Here is a 21,289-nt window from a genome sequence, read left to right on the forward strand (position 1 = left end):
CTCTAGTCTGTCGGGAGCACGCCAGGCCCCAGGGGGAGCAGCAGACATGGACATCAGCAGCACCAACCACCGCCGTATGCGCTCGGGCGCCGTCGCCCTCGGAGGCATGGGCCTCCTCGCGGCCACCCTCGTGGCCTGCGGCAGCAGCGACGAACCGGACCGGCGCTGCGCGTCCCGCTCCACGCTGGACCACCTGAACAACAAGGAGTGCAAGACGGGCGGGACCGGCGCGTACTACTACGGCGGCCACGTCAGCAACGGCAAGGTCACCGGCGGCAGCTTCGACAAGGCCGCCGTCACCCGCGGCGGCATCGGCGGCCACTCCAGCTCCAGCGGCGGCTGATCACACGATGCAGCGGCACACCATCGAGCCCCGACCCGGCTGGCAGAAGACGGTCGAGGAGCAGGGGCTGATCTATCCCCTCACCCGCTACCCCGACGACTCGCTGCGCCCCTACTGGGACGAGAGCGCCTACTACTCCTTCACCCTCCCCGAGGTCGAGGCCCTGGAGAACGTCGTCGAGGAACTGCACGCCATGTGCCTGGCCGCGGCCGCGCACATCGTCGAGCACGACCGCTTCGCCGACCTCGGCATCACCGACCCCAAGCTCGCCGCGCTGATCGCCGAGTCCTGGCGCCGCCGCGCCGAGCAGCCCTCCCTCTACGGCCGCTTCGACCTGCGCTACGACGGCACCGGCAGCCCGGCCAAGATGCTGGAGTACAACGCGGACACCCCCACCTCCCTGGTGGAGGCGGCCAGCCCGCAGTGGTTCTGGATGGAGGAGCGGTTCCCCGGCGCCGACCAGTGGAACTCCCTCCACGAGCGCCTCGTCGACGCCTGGCGCCGCCAGGCGGAGCTGCTGGCGCCGGGCCCGCTGCACTTCGCGCACTCCGAGACCGACGAGCTGGGCGAGGACCTGATGACGGTCGCCTACCTCCAGGAGACCGCCGACCAGGCCGGCCTGCAGACGCACGCCCTGTCGGTGGAGCAGATCGGCTGGGACAGCCTCTCCGGCCGGTTCGTCGACGACAAGCTCCGGTTCATCCGCAGCTGCTTCAAGCTCTACCCGTGGGAGTGGCTGGCCACGGACGAGTTCGGCCCGCAGGTCCTCGGCACCTACGACCACGGCGGCGGCTCCGGCACCACCTGCTGGATCGAGCCGCTGTGGAAGATGCTGCTCTCCAACAAGGCGCTGCTCGCGATCCTGTGGGAGCTCTTCCCGGAGCACCCGAACCTGCTGCCCGCGTACCTCGACGGTCCGCGTGAGCTGGCCGAGCCCGGCTCGGCCGGATACGTGGCCAAGCCCCTCCTCGGCCGCGAGGGCGCGGGCGTCACCCTGCACGCGCCGGGGCCGGACGGCGAGCCGTTCGTACCGCGGCCGGGGGAGCGGTACTGCTTCCAGGGACTGGCCCCGCTGCCCGACTTCGACGGCAACCGGGTGGTGCTCGGCGCGTGGGTCGTCGAGGACGAGGCGGCGGGGCTCGGCATCCGCGAATCGGCGGGGCCGGTCACGGACGAGTACGCCCGCTTCCTGCCCCACGTCATCCTCTAGGTCCGGTCGGTGCTCGGCCCGCCCTACGCGCCGAGCACCGACCGGAGCTGGTCGAGGCCCCAGTCCAGGTCCTCCTTGGTGATCACCAGTGGCGGGGCGATCCGGATCGTCGAACCGTGGGTGTCCTTCACGAGCACACCGAGCTCCATCAGCTTCTCGGAGATCTCCCGGCCCGTTCCGCGGGAGGGGTCGATGTCGACGCCCGCCCACAGCCCTCGGCCGCGGACCGCGGTCACGGCGCCCCCGCCGACGAGCAGGTTCAGCTCGCGGTGCAGGTGGTCGCCCAACTCGGTGGCCCGCTGCTGGAACTCGCCGCTGCGCAGCATCGCGATGACCTCCAGGGCGACGGCGCACGCGAGCGGGTTCCCGCCGAAGGTGGACCCGTGCTGGCCGGGCCCGAACACCCCCAGCACGTCCCGGTCGGCGACCACCGCCGACACCGGCACCACACCGCCGCCGAGCGCCTTGCCGAGGATGTAGACGTCCGGGACGACCCCCTCGTGCTCACAGGCGAAGGTCCGGCCGGTCCGGCCGAGCCCCGACTGGATCTCGTCGGCCATGAAGAGGACGTTCCGCTCGCGGGTCAGCCTCCGTACGCCGTTCAGGTAGCCGGCGGGCGGCACCAGCACCCCCGCCTCGCCCTGGATCGGTTCCAGCAGCACGGCCACGGTGTTCTCCGTGACGGCGTGCGACAGCGCGGTGAGATCCCCGTACGGGACGATCTCGAAGCCCGGCGTGTACGGCCCGAAGTGGTCGCGGGCGTCGTGGTCCGTCGAGAAGGAGACGATGGTCGTGGTCCGGCCGTGGAAGTTGTCGGCGGCCACCACGATCTTGGCGTGGCCGTCCGGGACGCCCTTGACCTCGTAACCCCACTTACGGGCGGTCTTGACCGCCGTCTCCACCGCCTCCGCACCGGTGTTCATGGGCAGCACCATCTCCTTGCCGCACAGCGCGGCGAGTTCGGCGCAGAAGTCGGCGAACCGGTCGTGGTGGAAGGCGCGCGAGGTGAGCGTGACCCGCTCCAGCTGGTCCCGCGCGGCGTCGATCAGACGGCGGTTGCCGTGCCCGAAGTTGAGCGCGGAGTACCCGGCGAGCATGTCGAGGTATCTGCGGCCCTCCACGTCGGTCATCCACGCGCCTTCCGCGGACGCGACGACGACGGGCAGCGGGTGGTAGTTGTGCGCGCTGTGCGCCTCGGCGGAGCGGATGGCATCAGCTGTTGTCGACACGGGGTCTCCGATCGTCCGTCTGGCCGGTGAAGCGGTGACGAGGGTGGCGTCACCTTCTTATCGTCGCTCGTATCCCGGGCGCAGAAACCTGTCGCGCGGCGCGCCCGCCGGGTGAGCGGTCCGCGGTGGCCCCGCAGGCGACACTGCGGACTCCCTCCTCTAGGGTGTTCGGTACGCACGGCGACTGGCGTACGGAGAACCAACTCCGGGGGAGTCGTGCGCGCTCGACCGCATACAGGGCCGCTCGCCTGGGCCTCGCGGGGTACCGATCACATCGACCCCGGAGGAGCCCGCCATGCCCGCGAGCCGCCATCCCGCCCTGTCCGCGACCGATCCCGAACTGGCGTCCTGCGTCGCCGCGGAGGAAGTCCTCCAGGCGGAGACCCTGCGCCTGATCCCCAGCGAGAACTACGTCTCCGCGGCCGTCCTCGAGGCCTCCGGCACCGTGCTGCAGAACAAGTACAGCGAGGGCTACCCCGGCCGCCGCTACTACGAGGGCCAGCAGAACATCGACCGCGTCGAGGCCCTGGCGATCGAGCGGGCCAAGGGCCTGTTCGGCGTGGACCACGCCAACGTGCAGCCGTACTCCGGCTCCCCCGCCAACCTGGCCGTGTACCTGGCCTTCGCGCAGCCCGGCGACACGGTCATGGGCATGGCCCTGCCGATGGGCGGCCACCTGACGCACGGATGGGGCGTCTCCGCGACGGGATCGTGGTTCCGCGGCGTGCAGTACGGCGTCCGCGCCGACACCGGCCTGATCGACTACGACGCGGTGCGTGAGCTGGCCCTCGCCGAGCGGCCCAAGCTGATCTTCTGCGGCGGCACCGCCCTGCCGAGGACCATCGACTTCGCCGCCTTCGCGGAGATCGCGCGCGAGGCCGGCTCGGTCCTGGTCGCGGACGTCGCCCACATCGCCGGCCTGATCGCGGGTGGCGCCCACCCGTCCCCGGCGGGGCACGTGGACGTCATCTCCACCACGACCCACAAGACCCTGCGCGGTCCGCGCGGCGCGATGCTGATGTGCCGCGAGGAGCACGCGAAGGCGATCGACAAGGCCGTCTTCCCCGGCCTGCAGGGCGGCCCGCACAACCAGACGACTGCCGGCATCGCGGTGGCGCTGCACGAGGCGGCGCAGCCGTCCTTCGTCCGGTACGCGCACGCGGTCGTCGCCAACGCCGAGGCGCTGGCCGGGGCGCTGCTGGAGCGTGGCTTCGACCTGGTCTCGGGCGGCACTGACAACCACCTGATCCTGATCGACCTGACGGGCAAGGAGGTGCCGGGCAAGGCCGCCGCCAAGGCCCTGGACCGCGCGGGGATCGTCGTGAACTACAACACCGTCCCGTTCGACCCGCGCAAGCCGTTCGATCCCTCGGGGGTGCGGATCGGTACACCGTCGCTGACGTCGCGCGGGCTGTCCACGGAGCACATGCCGGTGGTGGCCGACTGGATCGCCCGCGGCGTGGACGCCGCGGCCAAGGGCGACGAGCAGGCCCTCGCCGTGATCCGTGCCGAGGTCGCCGACCTGATGGCCGCCTTCCCGGCCCCGGGCCTGCCGCTGTCGTAGCGGCGCAGCTGCGGGACGCCGCCCCCCGGTCCCGGCGCCGCGAACGCCGGCGGGGCTGAGAGCCGGCGGAGGGCGGGGCCCCAATTCCAGCCCCGCCCTCCGGCGCAAAGCGGTCGCTCGGCCGGGGCGGCATCAGGACAGGCCGCCGCCGCGCGGTACCCGCGCCCGGCACGGCCGGGGGCGGCGCGCCCCGAGGTTCCGGCCGACGGCGGGCCCGAGCCCGCCCCCGCACCTGAGAGAATGGGGCCATGGCTTCTGATCGTCCTCGCGCGCTCTCCGGCATCCAGCCCACCTCCGGTTCGTTCCACCTCGGGAACTACCTCGGAGCCATCCGCCAGTACGTCGCCCTCCAGGAGACGCACGACGCGTTCTACATGGTCGTCGACCTGCACGCGATCACCATGCCCCAGGATCCGAAGGACCTGCGCGCGAACACCCGCCTCTCCGCCGCGCAGCTGCTGGCCGCCGGCCTGGACCCCGAGCGCTGCACGCTGTTCGTCCAGAGCCACGTCCCCGAGCACGCGCAGCTCGGCTGGGTGATGAACTGCATCACCGGCTTCGGCGAGGCCAGCCGGATGACCCAGTTCAAGGACAAGTCCGCCAAGGGCGGCGTCAACAGCGCCAGCGTCGGCCTGTTCACGTACCCGATCCTCCAGGTCGCCGACATCCTGCTCTACCAGGCGAACGCCGTCCCGGTCGGTGAGGACCAGCGCCAGCACATCGAGCTGACCCGCGACCTCGCCGAGCGCTTCAACAGCCGGTTCGGCCAGACCTTCACGCTGCCCGCCGCGCACATCGTCAAGGAGGTCGCGAAGATCTACGACCTCCAGGACCCGGCGATCAAGATGTCGAAGTCGGCGTCGTCGCCCAAGGGCCTGATCAACCTGCTCGACGAGGCCAAGGTCACCGAGAAGAAGATCAAGAGTGCGGTCACCGACACCGAGGCCGAGATCCGGTTCGACACCGAGAAGAAGCCCGGCGTCAGCAACCTGCTCACGATCTACTCCACCCTCACGGGCGAGTCGATCCCCGCCCTGGAGGAGAAGTACGTCGGCAAGGGCTACGGCGCGCTGAAGACGGACCTGGCCGCCGTGATGGTCGATTTCGTCACACCCTTCAAGCAGCGCACCCAGGAGTACCTGGACGACCCGGAGACGCTGGACTCCATCCTGGCCAAGGGCGCGGAGAAGGCCCGCGCCGTCGCCGCGGAGACCCTCGCGCAGGCGTACGACCGCCTGGGTCTGCTGCCCGCCAAGCACTGACGAACGCAACTACGGAAAGACCGCTCTGGCACGAAGAGGGGTCCTGGCCCCACACTGGGGCGGCAGGAGTCACCAGGACAAGCGGAGGAGAGATTCGTGGGGACCGTAACGCTCGGCGTTTCGATCGCGGTCCCGGAGCCGTACGGCAGCCAGCTCCAGGAGCTGCGCGCGGGCTTCGGGGACGCCGCCGCGCACGGCATCCCCACGCACGTCACCCTCGTACCGCCGACCGAGGTGGAGGCGGACCGGCTCCCGGCGATCCGGGCCCACCTCACCGAGGTCGCCGCCCGCTTCCCGGCCTTCCCGATGCGGCTGAGCGGGACGGGAACCTTCCGGCCCGTCTCGCCGGTCGTGTTCGTGCAGATCGCCGAGGGCGCCGCGGGCTGCACCCGGCTCCAGGGCGAGGTACGCGACCCCGCCGGGCCGCTCAGCCGGGAGCTGGCCTTCCCGTACCACCCCCACGTCACCGTCGCCCACGGGATCTCCGAAGAAGCGATGGACGTGGCGTTCGCGACGCTCGCCGAGTACGCCGCCGAGTGGCTCTGCGAGGGATTCGCCCTCTACGAACAGGGCTCCGACGGGGTATGGCGCAAGCTGCGTGAATACCCTTTCGGGAGCGGGCCCATAGGCGTTCCGGCGCAGCCGGGCTCCCCCGTCGACCAGACCGCCGAGGCGGCGGGGAGGACCGTACGTCCTTCCTGACGGAGGGGACGCAGGGTCAGCCGGGCGGTGCGCCGGGCGCGGAACCTCAGCCTTCGCAGTACCAGGGTGTGGAACGGACGTCCCGTCGAGGGCGGTGGGCGAAAAGTCACAATCGACGACCGTAGTGCCTGAAAGCGGCAATCCTGGCTATTTCCGGTGCCTCATTTACGGTGACCCCATGGACTGGCTGACGAAACTCCCGGTGATCGGGCCGCTGGCGGGCCGTCTGATGCGGACGCACGCATGGCGCTCGTACGAACGCCTCGACCGCGTGCACTGGGCCCGGCTCGCCGCCGCCATCACCTTCATCAGCTTCCTCGCGCTCTTCCCGCTGATCACCGTGGCCGCGGCGGTCGGTGCGGCGCTGCTCAGCCAGGAGCAGCTGGACCGGCTGGAGAAGACCCTCGCCGAACAGGTCCCCGGCATCTCCGACCAGCTCGACATCAACGGGCTCGTCGCGAACGCGGCGACGATCGGCCTCGTCGCCGGCGCCCTCCTCCTCTTCACCGGCATCGGCTGGGTGGGCTCGATGCGGGACTGTCTGCGCGCGGTGTGGGACAAGGACGACGAGGACGAGGGGAATCCGATCGTCCGCAAGGGCAAGGACGGGCTCGTCCTGCTCGGCCTCGGCGCGGTGGGCCTGCTCTCCGCCGCGGCCTCGATCCTCGGCTCCAGCGCGGTCGGGAAGACCGCCGACTGGCTGGGCATCCCGCGCGAGGGCCCGGGCGGCGCGCTGCTGCGCTCCTTCGCCTTCCTGGTGGGTGTCGTGGCGGCCTTCCTGGTGCTGCTCTACCTCCTGACCCTGCTCCCCGGGGTCGAACCGCCGAAGGGCCGCCTGATCCAGGCGGCATTGATCGGCGCGGCCGGCTTCGAGCTGCTGAAGCTGCTGCTCAGCGGCTACATGAGGGAAGTCGCGGCAAAGAGCATGTACGGGGCCTTCGGCGTGCCGATCGCCCTGCTGCTCTGGATCAACCTCATGGCGAAGCTGCTGCTGTACGTCTCCGCCTGGACGGCCACCCGCGACGGCGAAGGCGGCGGGGACGGTGACGGCGCCGAGGGGTCCCCGGCGGGCGGCGGGGTGCGCGAAACCCCGGGTGAGGGCGCATAGGACCCTCGACCTCACCACCCCGTCCGCCGGGCGACCCGGCGCGACCGGACCGCGTTCCGACCGTCCGCGTCGCCGACCCCGCTCGCGCGGGGTCAGCGACGGCGCAGGACACGAGCTAGACGAGCTCCTCGTCACGGCCGCGGCTGCGGCGGCCGCGGGGCCAGCGGCGGTTGACCACATAGGCGCCGCCCGCGAGCACCACGAGCGCCCCGACCGCGACGCCCAGCGCGGTGCCCATGCCGCCGCCCGGGACCAGGCCGTCCGCCGACGGGTTGTTCTCGTGCGACTGGGCCGGCGAGCCGTGGGGGGAGGTGTCCGCGCTCTTCGGCGGCACCAGCTCACCCACCGGCTTGACCTTCCCGGCCGCGGCGAAGCCCCAGTCGAAGAGCGCGGCGGTCTCCTCGTAGACCGAGTTCGCGCCGCCCGCTCCCGGGTTCATCACGGTGACCAGCAGCTTGCGGGAGCCCTGCTGCGCCGCGCCCGTGAAAGTGGAGCCGGCCATGGTCGTGTTGCCGTTCTTCACCCCGGCGATGCCCTTGTAGGGGGAGAGCCCGCCCGCGCCCGTCATCAGCCGGTTGGTGTTCTGGATCTCGAAGTGGTCCCGCGGCTTCCCGGGTTCCTGCAGGCCGGGGAACTTCGCGCTCGCCGTGCCGCAGTACTCCCGGAAGTCCTGCTTCTGCAGCCCGGAGCGGGCGATCAGCGTGAGGTCGTACGCGCTGGACACCTGCTCCGGTGCGTCGTACCCGTCGGGCGACACCACATGGGTGTCCAGTGCCTGGAGCTCCTCCGCGTGCGCCTGCATGTCCTTGACGGTCTTCTCGACGCCGCCGTTCATGGCCGAGAGCACGTGCACGGCATCGTTGCCCGACCGCAGGAACACCCCGAGCCACAGGTCGTGGACGGAGTACTCGTGGTCCTCCTTGACGCCGACCAGGCTGCTGCCCGGGCCCACGCCCTCCATGTCCTTGTCGGTGACCTTGTGCACCTGCTCCTTGGGCAGGCCCGGCAGCAGGGTGTCCGCGAAGAGCATCTTCATCGTCGACGCGGGAGGCAGCCGCCAGTGCGCGTTGTACGCCGCCAGGACCTCGCCCGACTCGGCGTCCGCGACGATCCACGACCGGCCCGTGAGGTTCGTCGGCAGGGCGGGCGCGCCGGGCAGCAGGTTCACCTGCGTCCCCGGTTGGCCGAGCAGGGATCCGCCGACCGTGGACATCGACGCGGGCGGTGCGGGCGCCGCCGGAGCCTTGGCGGGCCGGCCCTTCCCGTCGGCCGGCGGGGTCGGCGCGGCGTGTGCGGGAGCCACCAGCACGGAGGGCACCAGCAACGCGGCGGTAAGGACCGTCAGAGCGGTCGTCTTGGCAGACACGCAGGTGAAAGTACATCCCGATGAGCTGGATGGCGTCGCGGACCGGCCATTTCGCCGCAACCAACCCCGGGACAGCCCACCCCGGCGCGTCCGTCCCGGGGACGAAACCGATACTGGGGACATGAAACTCAGCCGTGCCGCCTCCTGGTTCCTGCTCGCCTTCGGGGTGTGGACCTGGTTCATCTGGGTGTCTTTCGTCCGGAACCTGTGGAAGAACGGCAGTGGCCTGGCCTTCGACACCGCGGGCGACCCCACTGCCTACTTCTGGGTCCACCTGACGCTCGCGGTGACGTCCTTTCTCCTGGGGACGGCGGTCGGTGTGATCGGGTTGCGCGGGGTCCTGGCCCTGCGGCGAGCATCACGTTCCGGCGCCGAGGGCGGTGCGGCATGACGATCCTGGTCTTCGCGCTGGTCGCCCTGGCGGTCTGCGCCCTGCTCGTCGCGGTACACCGGTGGCTGTGGATCCGCCTGGTGAGGGACACCACCGCCCCCGGCGGCCTGCCCCGCCGCATCGGCACCGCGTCCGCCATCGCCCTGCCCCTCCTCTCCGTGGCCGCCCTGACCGCGGGCCGCGCCGGGGCCCCCTTCTGGCTTCAGCAGACGGTGTCCTGGCCGGGGTACCTGTGGCTCGCGGTGCTCCTGTACCTGACCCTGACGATGCTCGTCGCGGAGCCGATCCGCGCGCTGTTGCTCCGCCGTCTGGCCCACCGCGGCCCCTCCGGGGCGGTAGCCGCACCACCCGCGGCGCGATCCGGCGCCGGAACCGAGACGGCCGCGCCCACCGAGCCGTCCTCCACCGACGGCACCGAGCCGGAGCCCGGCGCGGTGATCGCCGCTGACGCTGCGCCCGGGGAGCCGGCCGCGGCCGCACCGGACGGCGGGCTCAGCCGGCGCACCTTCGTCGCCCGCGCCGTGGGCGGGGCGGCGGCCGCCGTCGCTGTCGCCACCGTCGGGGGCGGCGCGTACGGAGTGCTGCGCGGGCCGAGCGTGCGGCGCGTACAGGTCCCCCTGGCCAAACTGCCGCGCGCGGCGCACGGTTTCCGGATCGCCGTCGTCAGCGACGTCCACCTCGGCCCGGTGCTCGGCCGCGCCCACGCCCAGCGCATCGTCGACACGGTCAACCGCACCCAGCCCGACCTCATCGCGATCGTCGGCGACCTCGTCGACGGCAGCGTCCCCGACCTCGGTTCCGCGGCAGAGCCCCTGCGCGGCCTGACCGCCCGCCACGGCTCCTTCTTCGTGACCGGCAACCACGAGTACTTCTCCGGCGCCGAGCAGTGGGTCGGCCACGTCCGCGAGCTCGGCCTGACCCCGCTGGAGAACGCCCGTCGGGCCCTGCCGTACTTCGACCTCGCCGGCGTCAACGACATCCAGGGGGAGCGGGAGGGGAGCGGCCCCGACTTCCAGGCGGCCCTCGGCGACCGCGACCGGTCGCGGGCCGCCGTGCTCCTCGCCCACCAGCCGGTGGTCATCCACGACGCCGTCAAGCACGGCGTCGACCTCCAGCTCTCCGGCCACACCCACGGCGGCCAGCTCTGGCCCGGCAACTACCTCGCCGAGCTCGCCAACCCCACCGTCGCCGGCCTGGAGCGCTACGGCGACACCCAGCTCTACGTCTCCCGCGGGGCGGGCGCCTGGGGACCGCCGGTCAGGGTGGGGGCGCCGTCCGACATCACAGTCGTCGAACTCGCCTCATACCAGGCCTGAACCGCCCCAACCGCCGACCGGCCGCCCCCGAAACGATCTTCCGGTGGCTGATATTCCGTGATGGGATATCCGGTAATCGGACAGCGGGTCGCTGTCTCCGGTACAAGGGGTGGGGTTCACGGGATGCGGTCTGTCCGCTGGAAGATCATCGCGGCCGGGCTCGTCCTCGGCACGGCCGGCGCCGCCGCCTGGCAGCTGCTGCCCGAGGACGCCGAGAGCCGCGGCCCCATCCGCGTCGGAACCAGTGACGTCGTGTCCTCCCTCGACCCGGCGGGGGCGTACGACGCGGGCTCCTGGGCCCTGTTCAGCAACGTCTACCAGTCGCTGCTGACCATGAAGCCCGGCTCCGACACCCCCGTGCCGGACGCCGCGTCCTCCTGCGGGTTCGTGGGCCCGAAACTCACCGTCTACCGGTGCGAGCTGCGTGCCGACGTGACCTTCGGCGGCGGCCGCGCGATCACCGCCGAGGACGTCAAGCACTCCTTCGACCGCATCAAGGCGATCAACTCCGACCAGGGGCCGGCCCCGCTCCTCAACACCCTGGAGTCGGTCGAGGCCGAGGGCCGTACGGTCACCTTCAACCTGTCCGCGCGCGACGCCACCTTCCCCTTCAAGATCGCGACGGGTGCCGGCTCGATCGTCGACAAGGACAAGTACCCGGCCAGGTCGCTGCGCGAGGACGGCAAGGTCAACGGCTCCGGCCCGTACACGCTGAGCGCCTACAGGGCCGGTACGAGCGCCGAGCTCAAGCCGAACCCCGCCTACAGGGGGCAGGGCAGGCCCGCCCGCGCCGCCGTCACGGTCAGGTACTTCAGGGGCTCCGAACAGCTCGACCAGGCCTGGAACGACCGCCGGATCGAGGTCGCCCACCGGGAGATGCCCCCGGCGGTGCTCGCCGGCCTCAACCCCGGCATGAAGGACACCCGGTACCAGGCCTCCGGCGGCAGTGAGATCCGCTCGATCGTCTTCAACGTCCGCCCCGGCTCCGCCGCGGCCCCGCTCGCCGTCCGCCAGGCCGTCGCCGCCGTCCTGGACCGCGCCAAGGTCGCCGGCGACGTCTACCGGGGCACCGTCACCCCGCTGTACTCCCTGGTCCCGGCGGGCATCGCCGGACACAGCACGCCGTTCTTCGACGCCTACCCCGCCCCCGACGGGGCCACCGCCAAGAAGCTCCTCAAGGAGGCCGGGATCAACGGCCCTGTGCAGCTCAGGCTCGGCGTGAACGTGCGCGGCGCGAACACGCCCGAGGCCGAGGAGATCAAGCGGCAACTGGAGGCCACCGGCCTCTTCCAGGTGACGCTCAAGCCGGTGGAGGAGTGGAACGACTTCCAGAAGGGTTACGCGGCGGGGGAGTTCGACGCCTACACGATCGGGTGGATCGCGGACTTCCCGGACGCGGACAACTTCCTCGCCCCGCTCGTCGGCGCCGACTCCTCCATGAACAACGGCTTCTCGGACAAGCGCGTCGACGAGCTGATCACCCGTACCCAGTCCCACTCGGAGCGGTCCGAGGCCGCCGCCGAGTTCCGGGACCTGCAGAAGGCGGTCGCCCAGCAGGTCCCGATGGTGCCGATCTGGCAGAAGAAGGACTACGTGATGTCCCGCGAGGCCGTCACCGGTGCCCAGAACCTGTCCGACGGCACCGGCGTCTGGCGGCTCTGGGAGCTCAACTGGCTCTAGTCCTGCTCGGGAATCGGGTCCGAGGCCTTGCGCCGGCCCGCCGCCGTCTGCGCCATGCCCGGCAGGAAGTCCGCGAACAGCTCGTGGACTTCGCGCACCAGCGGCCGCAGCACCCGGAAGCGGGCCAGCACGATGCCCCGCGTCGTGAGCTGCGCGCCGCGCTCGGCGAGCCGCCGCGACTTCTCGCTGTCCGGGGAGCGGTCGAATACCCAGTAGAGCACCAGGCCCATCTGCGAGAGCCACATCAGCTCCGGCAGTACGTCGGCCAGCTCGGCCGGCACCTTGGTCTTCGCTCCGGCCAGCACCTCGCGGTGGATGTCGATCGCGGCCTTCCGGGCCGGCTCCGACTCCGGTGAGAAGGGGCTGAGCGGGCTCTCGGGGTCCGCCGCGTTCTTGAAGAACTGGGAGGCGAACTCGTGGTAGGGGGCGCCGATGTCCAGCCAGCTGGTCAGCACGCCCGCGAGCCGCTTCTGCAGGTCGGTCTCGTTGTCCAGGATGGGCCGGACCGCCGCCTGGTGGGCGGCGCTGATCCGGTCGTAGAACCCCTGGACCAGGTGTTCCTTCGACTCGAAGTAGTAATAGGCGTTGCCGACCGAGACACCGGCTTCCTTCGCGATGCCCCGCATGGTCGTCTTGTCGAAGCCGCGCTCCTGGAAGAGGCGGAGCGCGGTTTCGAGGATGAGCGTGCGGGTCTGCTCGCTCTTGGGAGCCTTCTGATCAGTCACGGTGTATGAGCCTATCGGGGCACGGGGCACTGGTCGTCACAGGCCGGTCCCTCGGCGGCCCCGGGCTGTCCTTCGGTGCGTACGGCCTGCCGCCAGGCGGAGGCCGTGAACATGGCGGCCCGGGCGAACGGGCGGCCGGCCGGCGTCGCCAGCCAGTTCGCCTTCGGCCGGTGTTCGGCCAGTGCCCACAGGCACACGATGAAGGCGTCGGTCCCGGTCCACACCTGCCCGGAGTCCCCGACGACGGTGATCTCCCGGAGCGTCGAAGCGTGGTCGAGCCGCGGGAACCGCCGCCGCGCCTCCCAGGACGCGGCGGGGACCAGGGCCATCGGGACGAGGCAGCGCTGCGCCAGCAGCCAGTGCCGGATGTGCACGCAGAGCGGGCAGTCGGCGTCGTAGAGGACGGTCAGCCGGTGCACGGCCCCGGTCGCGGGTGCCACGGCTCAGGCTCCGAGCGGCGCGGTCCACCCCTGCGGGGGGACGGGCGGGGTCTGCTGGCGCTCCATGATCCCGCGGCGGCGCATCCGGTTCAGCACCCACACGTTGCCGAGGTGCATGACACCCAGGACCAGCAGGACGACACCGAGCTTGACCGAGAGCGCCTCGAAGAGCGCGCGGGCGGTGCCGACCTCCTCGCTCGAGCGCAGGTAGAGGGTCACGAAGCCGATGTTGACGAGGTAGAAGCCGACCACGAGGAGCTGGTTGACGGCATCGGCGAGCTTCTCGTTGCCGTGGAGGACGTCCCCGATGAAGACACGGCCGTTGCGGCTGAGCGTGCGGGCCACCCAGACGGTGAGGCCCATGCTGATGAGCAGGTAGATGACGTATGCGACCACGGTGAGGTCCATCGCCCCAGCCCCCTTGAACGTGTTCAAATGCTGACGTCGATGACTCTAGAGAGTTTTTTGAACAAGTTCAAGCGAGTGGCTCCGCCCGGCATCGGCACCCCGGAAACACACGCGGGCCCCGGCCGTTCGGCCGGGGCCCGTCCGCGTCGCGCCGGATCCTCACATGCTCAGCGAACGCGCGTGACCGAGCTGCGACATCACCCAGTGGTAGGTGTTCGCGTCCACCGCCGGGATCATCGTGGAGTGGTGGCGGCCGCCGCTGGTCACCGTGACCTGGATGTAGCCGGTCGTGGTCTTCTCCTTCATCAGGAGGAAGAGCAGGCCGAGCAGGCAGAACAGGAAGAAGACGATCGCCAGCACGATCGCGTGGGGCGGGATCTTCTCCTCGGTGCGCGAGAAGTCCGTCGCGTTCCACATCGCGCCCCTGAGCGGCATGGCGCCCGACGGGGTCATGATCTGATCGCCTGCGATGGTGATGTCGCCGAGGGCGAAACCGGCACCGCCGACCGGGGCGGCGGGGTATCCGCCGGGGACGGACAGGCCCGCGCCGCCGATGGTCGGCTGGTAGGCCGGGGCCGCCGGGTAGGGCTGGGGGTACCCGTAACTGGCCTCACCGGGGCCCCACTTGTAGTCGCCCTGGCCGGGCGCGCCGGGCGGACCGCCCTGACCGGCGGGGTCGCTCGCGTACGGGTTCGGCTGCTGCTCGCTCATATGGCCGATCCTTCCACAGGCACCCCCGCTCTGTATCCCGGGTCCCGCAGCTCGGTGTCCCCCTTCGGAGGGCGGCGTCCGGCAGCCGTTCGATGTGCGTCCCCATCAACTCCCGTTCCCTGCTCGCCGGCAGGAGGCGGTGGACGACGGTGCGGCGGCCGCCCTCGGTGGCGAACGCCCACTGGTGGACGCGTCCCTGGAGCCGGTCCTGCCCCGCACGACGCCGGCGCCACCTCGGCGCGGCCGGTGGGCGGCCGAGAGGGACGAGGGGCACCCTCTTCGTCCTCCTCCCCGAGGAGGTGCTCCTCGCGGAGGACAGGCAGATCTCCGACCCTGCGGTCACCAGCCGGCCGAGCCGCCGCAAGGCCGCCGACGCACGAGGGCCCCGCCCCCGGAAGAACCGGGGACGGGGCCCTCGTACCGGCAGGGACCGGAAGGTCAGAAGCGGCGCGTGATCAGCGCACGCTTGACCTCCTGGATCGCCTTGGTGACCTCGATGCCGCGCGGGCACGCGTCGGTGCAGTTGAAGGTCGTGCGGCAGCGCCACACGCCGTCCTTGTCGTTGAGGATCTCCAGCCGCTGCTCGCCCGCCTCGTCACGCGAGTCGAAGATGAAGCGGTGCGCGTTGACGATCGCCGCCGGGCCGAAGTACTGACCGTCGTTCCAGAACACCGGGCACGAGGACGTGCACGCGGCGCACAGGATGCACTTGGTGGTGTCGTCGAAGCGTTCGCGGTCCTCGGCGGACTGCAGGCGCTCGCGCGTCGGCTCGTTGCCCTTGGTGACCAGGAACGGCATGACGTCCCGGTACGCCTGGAAGAAGGGCTCCATGTCGACCACGAGGTCCTTCATCACCGTGAGGCCCTTGATGGCCTCGACGGTGATCGGCTTCTCCGGGTTGATGTCCTTGATCAGCGTCTTGCAGGCGAGCCTGTTCTTGCCGTTGATCCGCATCGCGTCCGAGCCGCAGATGCCGTGCGCGCACGAGCGGCGGAAGGTGAGCGTGCCGTCCAGGTCCCACTTGATCTTGTGGAGACCGTCGAGCACGCGCTCCTTCGGGTCGATCTCGATCTGGAAGTCCTGCCACTGCGACTCGTCCGAGATCTCGGGGTTGAAGCGGCGGATCCGGAAGGTGACCGTGATGTACGGGGAGGCCGCGGCCGCCTCTTCCATCTTGTCCAGGGTGGGGGTAGCCATCAGTACTTACGCTCCATCGGCTGGTAGCGGGTCGTGACGACCGGCTTGTAGTCGAGCCGGACCGAGTCCGAGCCGTCGGCTCCGACCTCGCGGTACGCCATGGTGTGGCGCATGAAGTTGACGTCGTCGCGGTTGGGGTAGTCCTCGCGGTAGTGACCGCCGCGGGACTCCTTGCGCGCCAGGGCGGACACGGCCATGACCTCGGCCAGGTCGAGCAGGTTGCCCAGCTCGATGGCCTCCAGCAGGTCCGTGTTGAAGCGCTTGCCCTTGTCCTGGACGGACACGTTCTTGTAGCGCTCGCGCAGTTCCGCGATCTTCTCGACCGCGGTCTTGATGGTCTGCTCCGTGCGGAACACCATCACGTTCGCGTCCATCGTCTCCTGGAGCTCCAGGCGCAGGTCGGCGACCCGCTCCTTGCCCGTGGAGTTGCGCAGGTGCTCGACCAGGTCGGCCACCTGCTGCGCCGGGTTCTCGGGGAGCTCGACGAAGTCGTTCTCCTGCGAGTACTTGGCGGCCGCGATGCCGGAGCGCTTGCCGAAGACGTTGATGTCCAGCAGCGAGTTGGTGCCCAGGCGGTTCGCGCCGTGCACCGACACGCACGCGACCTCGCCGGCCGCGTACAGGCCCGGGACGACGGTGGTGTTGTCCGCCAGGACCTCACCCTCGACGTTCGTCGGGATGCCGCCCATGGCGTAGTGCGCGGTGGGCTGGATCGGGATCGGGTCCGTGTACGGCTCGATGCCCAGGTAGGTACGCGCGAACTCGGTGATGTCCGGGAGCTTCGCGTCGAGCTGCTCCGGCGGGAGGTGGGTGAGGTCCAGGTACACGTGGTCACCGGCCGGACCGCAGCCGCGGCCCTCGCGGATCTCGGTGTAGATGGAGCGCGAGACCACGTCACGGGACGCGAGGTCCTTCATGACCGGCGCGTACTTCTCCATGAAGCGCTCGCCGTCCTTGTTGCGGAGGATGCCGCCCTCACCGCGGGCGCCCTCCGTCAGCAGGATGCCCATGCGCCAGATGCCCGTCGGGTGGAACTGGAAGAACTCCATGTCCTCCAGCGGCAGGCCGCGGCGGTAGCAGGCCGCCTGACCGTCACCCGTGAGGGTGTGCGCGTTGGAGGTCACCTTGAAGAACTTGCCGGTGCCGCCGGAGGCGTAGATGACGGCCTTGGCCTGGAACACGTGGATCTCGCCGGTGGCGAGCTCGTACGCGACCACACCGGCCGACTTCTTGACGCCGTCCTCCTCGACCAGGAGCTGGTCCAGGACGTAGAACTCGTTGAAGAACTCCACGCCCTCCTTGACGCAGTTCTGGTACAGCGTCTGGAGGATCATGTGACCGGTGCGGTCCGCGGCGTAGCAGGACCGGCGGACCGGCGCCTCGCCGTGGTTGCGGGAGTGGCCGCCGAAGCGGCGCTGGTCGATGGTGCCGTCCGGGGTGCGGTTGAACGGCAGGCCCATCTTCTCCAGGTCGAGGACCGCGTCGATGGCCTCCTTCGCCAGGATCTCGGCGGCGTCCTGGTCGACCAGGTAGTCACCGCCCTTGACCGTGTCGAAGGTGTGCCACTCCCAGTTGTCCTCCTCCACGTTGGCCAGCGCGGCGGCCATGCCGCCCTGCGCGGCGCCCGTGTGGGAGCGGGTGGGGTAGAGCTTCGTCAGCACCGCGGTGCGGCTGCGCTTCGTCGACTCGATGGCGGCGCGCATGCCGGCGCCACCTGCGCCGACGATGACGGTGTCGTACTTGTGGATCTTCATTGGTTTCGCCTCAGCCCCGTTGCCTAGCGGATGTTCGGGTCGAAGGTGAAGATCACCAGCGTGCCCAGAAGGATGGTGAACACCGTGGCGGTGTAGAGCAGGCCCTTCAGCCACAGCCGCGTGTTGGCACGCTCCGCGTAGTCGTTGATGACGGTACGCAGGCCGTTCGCGCCGTGCAGCATCGCCAGCCACAGCATCAGCAGGTCCCAGACCTGCCAGAACGGGGACGCCCACCGGCCGGCCACGAAGGCGAAGCCGATCTTGGAGACGCCGCCGTCGAGGACCAGCTGGATCAGCAGGTGGCCGATGACGAGGACGACGAGCACGATGCCCGAGAGGCGCATGAAGAGCCACGCGACCATCTCGAAGTTGCCGCGCGTCGAGCGGGGCGTCTTGCCCGTGCGCTTGCGCGGGGCCTCGATGTACGGCGCGGGGTTGTCGACGTCGTAGAGGGAAACGCCCTCCACGTCGCCGATGACCTTGGCGGAAGAAGTGTCAGAGGACATGCGCGTCACTTCCCGAACAGTTCGAGGTAGGCGTGGCCGAGCACGGGGTAGAGAGCCCCGACCATCAGCACGACCCAGATGCCCACGACCCACCAGAGCATCGTCTTCTGGTGGCGCGGGCCCTTGGACCAGAAGTCCACGGCGATGACACGGAGACCGTTGAGCGCGTGGAACAGGATGGCGGCGACGAGGCCGTACTCCAGCAGCGCGACGATCGGAGTCTTGTAGGTAGCCACGACATCGTCGTACGCCTCGGGGGAGACGCGGACGAGAGCGGTGTCGAGGACGTGTACGAACAGGAAGAAGAAGATGAGGACGCCGGTGACTCGATGAGCCACCCAGGACCACATTCCTTCCCGGCCGCGGTACAACGTTCCAGCCGGCACGGAAAACCCTCCGGAAGCGGGGCGGGGGCCAGCCGGCTTCTTTGTCGGTCGGGCCCGGCCGGGTACGGTCCACCGGCCCCGGACATCGTAGCGACGAGTTGTCGGTTCCCTCGCCCGGGGTCCGGCTGTGTGATCAAACAGGCACGTACGGGCTATCCCACAGGGGCGAATAGCCCGATTTCAGCCGCGGACGCCCCCTCGGGGCGGGCCAGTCGGCGCGTCAGGTCCAGCAGCCGGGACTGTGCGACGCGGCGCAGCTCGTCCGCGGAGATCGAGCGCTCCTCGTCCACCTCGTGCCCCATCCTGCGGCGGATCGCCCCCAGCAGCTGGTCGGCCTGCTCCTCCGGCGGATGCGCGTCCAGGCAGATCACGAACGCGTGGCCGAACTTCCGTTCGTACTCCGCGTGGGCCGCGTCGAGCGCCAGCAGCGCGGCGTACGGCGCCCCGTGGTCCAGCTCCGCCGAGTGCTCCGCGGCCAGAGCTTCGCTCAGATCGGCCTGCGAGAGGTCGTACGAGGCCTCGTCCGCGGCGGCGAGCAGGGCTCCGGCGTCGGGGTAGGGGCGGTGGGCCGCCACCCGGTGCGCCCAGCGGCGGCTTCCGCAGCAGTGCAGCAGGACGACCCGCGCGACCTCGGGGGACAGGGCGTTGAACCGCGTCAGCCCCGGGCCGTGGGAGGGGTCGGAGCTGCCGCGGGCCTGTGCCGGAAGATGGCTGGACAGCAGGGGGCTCCTCGGGGCGTGGCGCGGGTGTGTCGCCACGCTATCGACGCAGGGTGGCGTGTGGCGTACTCATGCGGGTATTTCACCCGGAAGAGAGCCGAAAGGATGACGTGAGCGCCACGGGCAGGCATGGTGGGATGCCCGAAAGGGGGAGGGCGACCGAGGCCGCCACCCCCCACAGGAGAGGCCCCGGCCGCCATCCGTCACGGGCTCGTGCGACAAGCCCGTATCCCTGTCAGCGCCGCGGGTGCGTTTTGTGTCACACCTCGCTCCGCGCAGGATTGGTTGCACGTTGTATCACTCGTGGACGGGAGGTGCTTGAAAGCCGTAACGTGCTGATTTGCGCCACACGTACAGGACAGGTTGGGGACTTTGCTGGGGGACGACGCGGAGCTGACCGCCGCGGTGCTCGAGGCACAGGACGGCGACGAGAACGCGTTCCGTGCTGTGTACCGTGCCGTGCACCCACGCCTGCTCGGATACGTACGCACGCTCGTCGGGGACGGCGATGCCGAGGACGTGACCTCCGAGGCCTGGCTGCAGATAGCCCGCGACCTCGACTCCTTCACCGGTGACGCCGACCGCTTCCGCGGCTGGGCCGCCCGCATCGCCCGCAACCGGGCCCTCGACCACATCCGCATGCGCGGACGCCGGCCCGCCATCGGCGGAGACGACACCGAGCTGACGAGCTGGGCCGCCGAGTGCGACACCGCCGGGGCGGCGATGGAGTCCCTCGACACCGGGCGCACCATGGCGCTCATAGCCCAGCTGCCGCAGGACCAGGCCGAGGCCGTCGTCCTGCGGGTCGTCGTCGGCCTGGACGCCAAGAGCGCCGCCGAAACCCTGGGCAAGCGGCCCGGCGCCGTCCGCACCGCCGCCCACCGCGGCCTGAAGAAGCTGGCGGAGCTGCTCGCAGCGCAAGGTGCGGACGGCGGCTTCGAGGCAGGTCAGGGCACCGGCTCCAGGACGGGCGCCGCGGTCGGCCATAATGCCGATGGCCATGCGTGGGACGGCGGGGGCGGGAGGGATCTCGACGCCGTACCGGCACAGCGTGGCAGGGGCGGCAGCTATGCGGAAAAAACCGGTGTGACGCATTCACGTTGGCGGACGCAGAAGGACATGTGATGGCCGACGAGCGCGACAGGTGGCTGGACGAGGCCGCGGCGGAAGCATTCCTGCGCGGCGGGGCGACGGAACCTGTGGGGCCCGCCGCCGACACGCGTGCCGCGAGGGAGGCCGCCCGGCTGCGGGCCGCCCTGGACGCCCTGGCCGCGGTGGCGGCGGCGCCCAGCGAAACGGAACTGCCCGGTGAGGCTGCCGCTATGGACGCCTACCGCGCGGCGCGCGTCGCCGAACGCCGCGCCGGCGTGCCGTCCGGGGCCGGCGGATCCGCTGAACCCCTGGTCGACCTCGGCCGTGCCGTCCCCGCGCCCCTGGCCGCCCGCCGGCGCGCCCGGACCGTGAGCTTCGGCCTGGCCGCGGCCCTCGCGAGCGTCGCCGCCGGCGGACTGGCCGCCGCCGCGGGCGCCGGGCTGCTGGACCGGTCCCGGCACGACACGGCCGGACCCGGACCGGCGATGTCCGTCAGTGCCGGCGAGAGCCCGGTGCCGGGCATCGGCACCAGTGCCCCGACGCTCGCCCCGAAGCTGCTGCCCACCCCGCAGCCCGACGGCTCCGGCCCGGCGTCGGCTCCCATGGTGCCGTCGCCGAGCGCGGACGGGCGTACGGCCCCCGGGACCACAGCGGGCTCCGGCACCTCCTCGGGCACTTCGACGAGCGGCGGCTCGGGCAAGCACACTCCGGACGACCGGAGCGGTCCGGGAGACGGCGAAGGCGGCCGGGACACCCTGGGCACCGGGGAACTCGGCAAGGACCGCCAGCGCGAGCTGGACAGCCGGCTCAAGGCCGACCTCTGCGAGGAGTACCGCAAGGGCCGGCTCGACGACGACCGGCGCGAGCGGCTTTCGCGGCTGGCCGACGGGCTCCTGCGGATACCGGCCTACTGCGCCTCGGTGCTGGAGGGGGACTCCGACGGCACCACGCGCCGCGACTCACCGCTCGGGGGCGGCGGGATGCTCAGGGCGCCGAGCCTGACGCCCGCCGTTCCGGAGGGCTCCGCACCTTTGCGCGCCGGTCGCTGACACATGCGCTGACCCGCCTGTAACACTTTTCGAACCGGCGACGCAGTACGTAGCGAGCCGACTGGTCATCGGCCGCGCATGAGCCGGGGTTCCCCCCGTACCCCTGGGCTCTGCGCAACCGGCGCGGGCGG

General features: G+C 71.0%; 22 protein-coding genes and 1 riboswitch. Of the genes, 11 read left to right on the forward strand and 11 right to left on the reverse strand.

All coding sequences use genetic code 11. The features are described from left to right. Positions 1-46 precede the first annotated feature (46 nt). Together ACZ6JS_RS20975 and ACZ6JS_RS20980 are read left to right on the forward strand one after the other, a co-directional pair. On the forward strand, positions 47-343 hold the full coding sequence (locus ACZ6JS_RS20975; RefSeq protein ID WP_469299792.1) for a hypothetical protein: 297 nt from the start codon (positions 47-49) through the stop codon (positions 341-343). A 7-nt stretch (positions 344-350) separates the two neighbouring features. Continuing rightward, on the forward strand, positions 351-1,553 hold the full coding sequence (locus ACZ6JS_RS20980; RefSeq protein WP_469299794.1) for a glutathionylspermidine synthase family protein: 1,203 nt from the start codon (positions 351-353) through the stop codon (positions 1,551-1,553). Between the two features lie 23 nt (positions 1,554-1,576). On the opposite strand, the gene rocD is transcribed toward ACZ6JS_RS20980, so the two are convergent. Beyond that, positions 1,577-2,782, reverse strand: coding sequence for an ornithine--oxo-acid transaminase (rocD, locus tag ACZ6JS_RS20985; RefSeq protein ID WP_469299795.1), 1,206 nt, complete (start codon positions 2,780-2,782; stop codon positions 1,577-1,579). Positions 2,783-2,952: 170 nt separating this feature from the next. Next, positions 2,953-3,043: riboswitch (ZMP/ZTP riboswitch) on the forward strand. 34 nt (positions 3,044-3,077) lie between these two features. On the opposite strand from rocD, the gene ACZ6JS_RS20990 reads away from it, so the two are divergent. The 4 genes from ACZ6JS_RS20990 to ACZ6JS_RS21005 all read left to right on the forward strand — a co-directional run bounded on the left by ACZ6JS_RS20990 (position 3,078) and on the right by ACZ6JS_RS21005 (position 7,418). Then, positions 3,078-4,346 (forward strand): serine hydroxymethyltransferase, encoded by a 1,269-nt coding sequence (locus ACZ6JS_RS20990; protein ID WP_469299797.1) that lies wholly within the window; start codon positions 3,078-3,080, stop codon positions 4,344-4,346. 248 nt (positions 4,347-4,594) lie between these two features. Further along, complete coding sequence (gene trpS / locus ACZ6JS_RS20995) at positions 4,595-5,608, forward strand: tryptophan--tRNA ligase (RefSeq protein WP_469299799.1); 1,014 nt, start codon at positions 4,595-4,597, stop codon at positions 5,606-5,608. A gap of 96 nt (positions 5,609-5,704) precedes the next feature. Next, entirely contained in the window at positions 5,705-6,310 is a 606-nt protein-coding gene (locus ACZ6JS_RS21000) for a 2'-5' RNA ligase family protein (protein WP_469299801.1), read from the forward strand. Positions 6,311-6,488: 178 nt separating this feature from the next. Beyond that, complete coding sequence (locus ACZ6JS_RS21005; RefSeq protein ID WP_469299802.1) at positions 6,489-7,418, forward strand: YihY/virulence factor BrkB family protein; 930 nt, start codon at positions 6,489-6,491, stop codon at positions 7,416-7,418. A gap of 115 nt (positions 7,419-7,533) precedes the next feature. Here ACZ6JS_RS21005 and ACZ6JS_RS21010 read toward each other — a convergent pair whose 3' ends face one another. Beyond that, a complete protein-coding gene (locus tag ACZ6JS_RS21010; RefSeq protein ID WP_469299804.1) occupies positions 7,534-8,784 on the reverse strand; it encodes a D-alanyl-D-alanine carboxypeptidase family protein in 1,251 nt (416 codons plus the stop codon). Positions 8,785-8,905: 121 nt separating this feature from the next. On the opposite strand from ACZ6JS_RS21010, the gene ACZ6JS_RS21015 reads away from it, so the two are divergent. The 3 genes from ACZ6JS_RS21015 (at position 8,906) to ACZ6JS_RS21025 (ending at position 12,171) form a co-directional block, all read left to right on the forward strand. Continuing rightward, positions 8,906-9,175, forward strand: a complete 270-nt coding sequence (locus ACZ6JS_RS21015) for an SCO4848 family membrane protein (RefSeq protein WP_351001639.1) — start codon at positions 8,906-8,908, stop codon at positions 9,173-9,175. Next, positions 9,172-10,491, forward strand: coding sequence for a metallophosphoesterase (locus ACZ6JS_RS21020; protein WP_469299805.1), 1,320 nt, complete (start codon positions 9,172-9,174; stop codon positions 10,489-10,491). The genes ACZ6JS_RS21015 and ACZ6JS_RS21020 overlap by 4 nt, the downstream gene beginning before the upstream one ends. A 123-nt stretch (positions 10,492-10,614) precedes the next feature. After that, a complete protein-coding gene (locus ACZ6JS_RS21025) occupies positions 10,615-12,171 on the forward strand; it encodes an ABC transporter substrate-binding protein (protein ID WP_469299808.1) in 1,557 nt (518 codons plus the stop codon). Here ACZ6JS_RS21025 and ACZ6JS_RS21030 read toward each other — a convergent pair. The 9 genes from ACZ6JS_RS21030 to ACZ6JS_RS21070 form a co-directional block, all read right to left on the reverse strand. After that, a complete protein-coding gene (locus ACZ6JS_RS21030) occupies positions 12,168-12,896 on the reverse strand; it encodes a TetR/AcrR family transcriptional regulator (protein WP_469299810.1) in 729 nt (242 codons plus the stop codon). The two genes, ACZ6JS_RS21025 and ACZ6JS_RS21030, sit on opposite strands and share 4 nt — an antisense overlap. 11 nt (positions 12,897-12,907) lie before the next feature. Then, complete coding sequence (locus ACZ6JS_RS21035; protein WP_469299812.1) at positions 12,908-13,336, reverse strand: thiol-disulfide oxidoreductase DCC family protein; 429 nt, start codon at positions 13,334-13,336, stop codon at positions 12,908-12,910. Between the two features lie 3 nt (positions 13,337-13,339). Beyond that, entirely contained in the window at positions 13,340-13,744 is a 405-nt protein-coding gene (locus tag ACZ6JS_RS21040) for a hypothetical protein (RefSeq protein WP_469299814.1), read from the reverse strand. A gap of 159 nt (positions 13,745-13,903) precedes the next feature. Continuing rightward, entirely contained in the window at positions 13,904-14,455 is a 552-nt protein-coding gene (locus ACZ6JS_RS21045) for a hypothetical protein (RefSeq protein ID WP_469299816.1), read from the reverse strand. 438 nt (positions 14,456-14,893) lie between these two features. After that, on the reverse strand, positions 14,894-15,652 hold the full coding sequence (locus tag ACZ6JS_RS21050) for a succinate dehydrogenase iron-sulfur subunit (protein WP_030663937.1): 759 nt from the start codon (positions 15,650-15,652) through the stop codon (positions 14,894-14,896). Continuing rightward, a complete protein-coding gene (gene sdhA, locus ACZ6JS_RS21055; protein ID WP_075970877.1) occupies positions 15,652-17,406 on the reverse strand; it encodes a succinate dehydrogenase flavoprotein subunit in 1,755 nt (584 codons plus the stop codon). The genes ACZ6JS_RS21050 and sdhA overlap by 1 nt, the downstream gene beginning before the upstream one ends. A 23-nt stretch (positions 17,407-17,429) precedes the next feature. Further along, a complete protein-coding gene (locus ACZ6JS_RS21060) occupies positions 17,430-17,912 on the reverse strand; it encodes a succinate dehydrogenase hydrophobic membrane anchor subunit (protein WP_030663932.1) in 483 nt (160 codons plus the stop codon). A 5-nt stretch (positions 17,913-17,917) separates the two neighbouring features. Further along, entirely contained in the window at positions 17,918-18,298 is a 381-nt protein-coding gene (gene sdhC, locus ACZ6JS_RS21065) for a succinate dehydrogenase, cytochrome b556 subunit (protein WP_075970878.1), read from the reverse strand. Positions 18,299-18,450: 152 nt separating this feature from the next. Beyond that, entirely contained in the window at positions 18,451-19,056 is a 606-nt protein-coding gene (locus tag ACZ6JS_RS21070) for a 2-oxo-4-hydroxy-4-carboxy-5-ureidoimidazoline decarboxylase (protein WP_469299817.1), read from the reverse strand. A 333-nt stretch (positions 19,057-19,389) separates the two neighbouring features. On the opposite strand from ACZ6JS_RS21070, the gene ACZ6JS_RS21075 reads away from it, so the two are divergent. After that, positions 19,390-20,142, forward strand: coding sequence for an RNA polymerase sigma factor (locus tag ACZ6JS_RS21075; RefSeq protein ID WP_469299819.1), 753 nt, complete (start codon positions 19,390-19,392; stop codon positions 20,140-20,142). Further along, positions 20,142-21,158, forward strand: a complete 1,017-nt coding sequence (locus tag ACZ6JS_RS21080; protein WP_469299820.1) for a hypothetical protein — start codon at positions 20,142-20,144, stop codon at positions 21,156-21,158. The genes ACZ6JS_RS21075 and ACZ6JS_RS21080 overlap by 1 nt, the downstream gene beginning before the upstream one ends. Positions 21,159-21,289 lie beyond the last annotated feature (131 nt).

The organism is Streptomyces sp. NPDC046349 (assembly GCF_055587885.1).

Coding starts and splice junctions, on each gene's coding strand:
- ACZ6JS_RS20975 (WP_469299792.1), top strand. CDS start 47: ATGGACATCAGCAGCACCAACCACCGCCGTATGCGCTCGGGCGCCGTC.
- ACZ6JS_RS20980 (WP_469299794.1), top strand. CDS start 351: ATGCAGCGGCACACCATCGAGCCCCGACCCGGCTGGCAGAAGACGGTC.
- ACZ6JS_RS20990 (WP_469299797.1), top strand. CDS start 3,078: ATGCCCGCGAGCCGCCATCCCGCCCTGTCCGCGACCGATCCCGAACTG.
- trpS (WP_469299799.1), top strand. CDS start 4,595: ATGGCTTCTGATCGTCCTCGCGCGCTCTCCGGCATCCAGCCCACCTCC.
- ACZ6JS_RS21005 (WP_469299802.1), top strand. CDS start 6,489: ATGGACTGGCTGACGAAACTCCCGGTGATCGGGCCGCTGGCGGGCCGT.
- ACZ6JS_RS21015 (WP_351001639.1), top strand. CDS start 8,906: ATGAAACTCAGCCGTGCCGCCTCCTGGTTCCTGCTCGCCTTCGGGGTG.
- ACZ6JS_RS21020 (WP_469299805.1), top strand. CDS start 9,172: ATGACGATCCTGGTCTTCGCGCTGGTCGCCCTGGCGGTCTGCGCCCTG.
- ACZ6JS_RS21025 (WP_469299808.1), top strand. CDS start 10,615: ATGCGGTCTGTCCGCTGGAAGATCATCGCGGCCGGGCTCGTCCTCGGC.
- ACZ6JS_RS21040 (WP_469299814.1), bottom strand. CDS start 13,744: ATGGACCTCACCGTGGTCGCATACGTCATCTACCTGCTCATCAGCATG.
- ACZ6JS_RS21045 (WP_469299816.1), bottom strand. CDS start 14,455: ATGAGCGAGCAGCAGCCGAACCCGTACGCGAGCGACCCCGCCGGTCAG.
- ACZ6JS_RS21050 (WP_030663937.1), bottom strand. CDS start 15,652: ATGGCTACCCCCACCCTGGACAAGATGGAAGAGGCGGCCGCGGCCTCC.
- sdhA (WP_075970877.1), bottom strand. CDS start 17,406: ATGAAGATCCACAAGTACGACACCGTCATCGTCGGCGCAGGTGGCGCC.
- ACZ6JS_RS21060 (WP_030663932.1), bottom strand. CDS start 17,912: ATGTCCTCTGACACTTCTTCCGCCAAGGTCATCGGCGACGTGGAGGGC.
- ACZ6JS_RS21080 (WP_469299820.1), top strand. CDS start 20,142: ATGGCCGACGAGCGCGACAGGTGGCTGGACGAGGCCGCGGCGGAAGCA.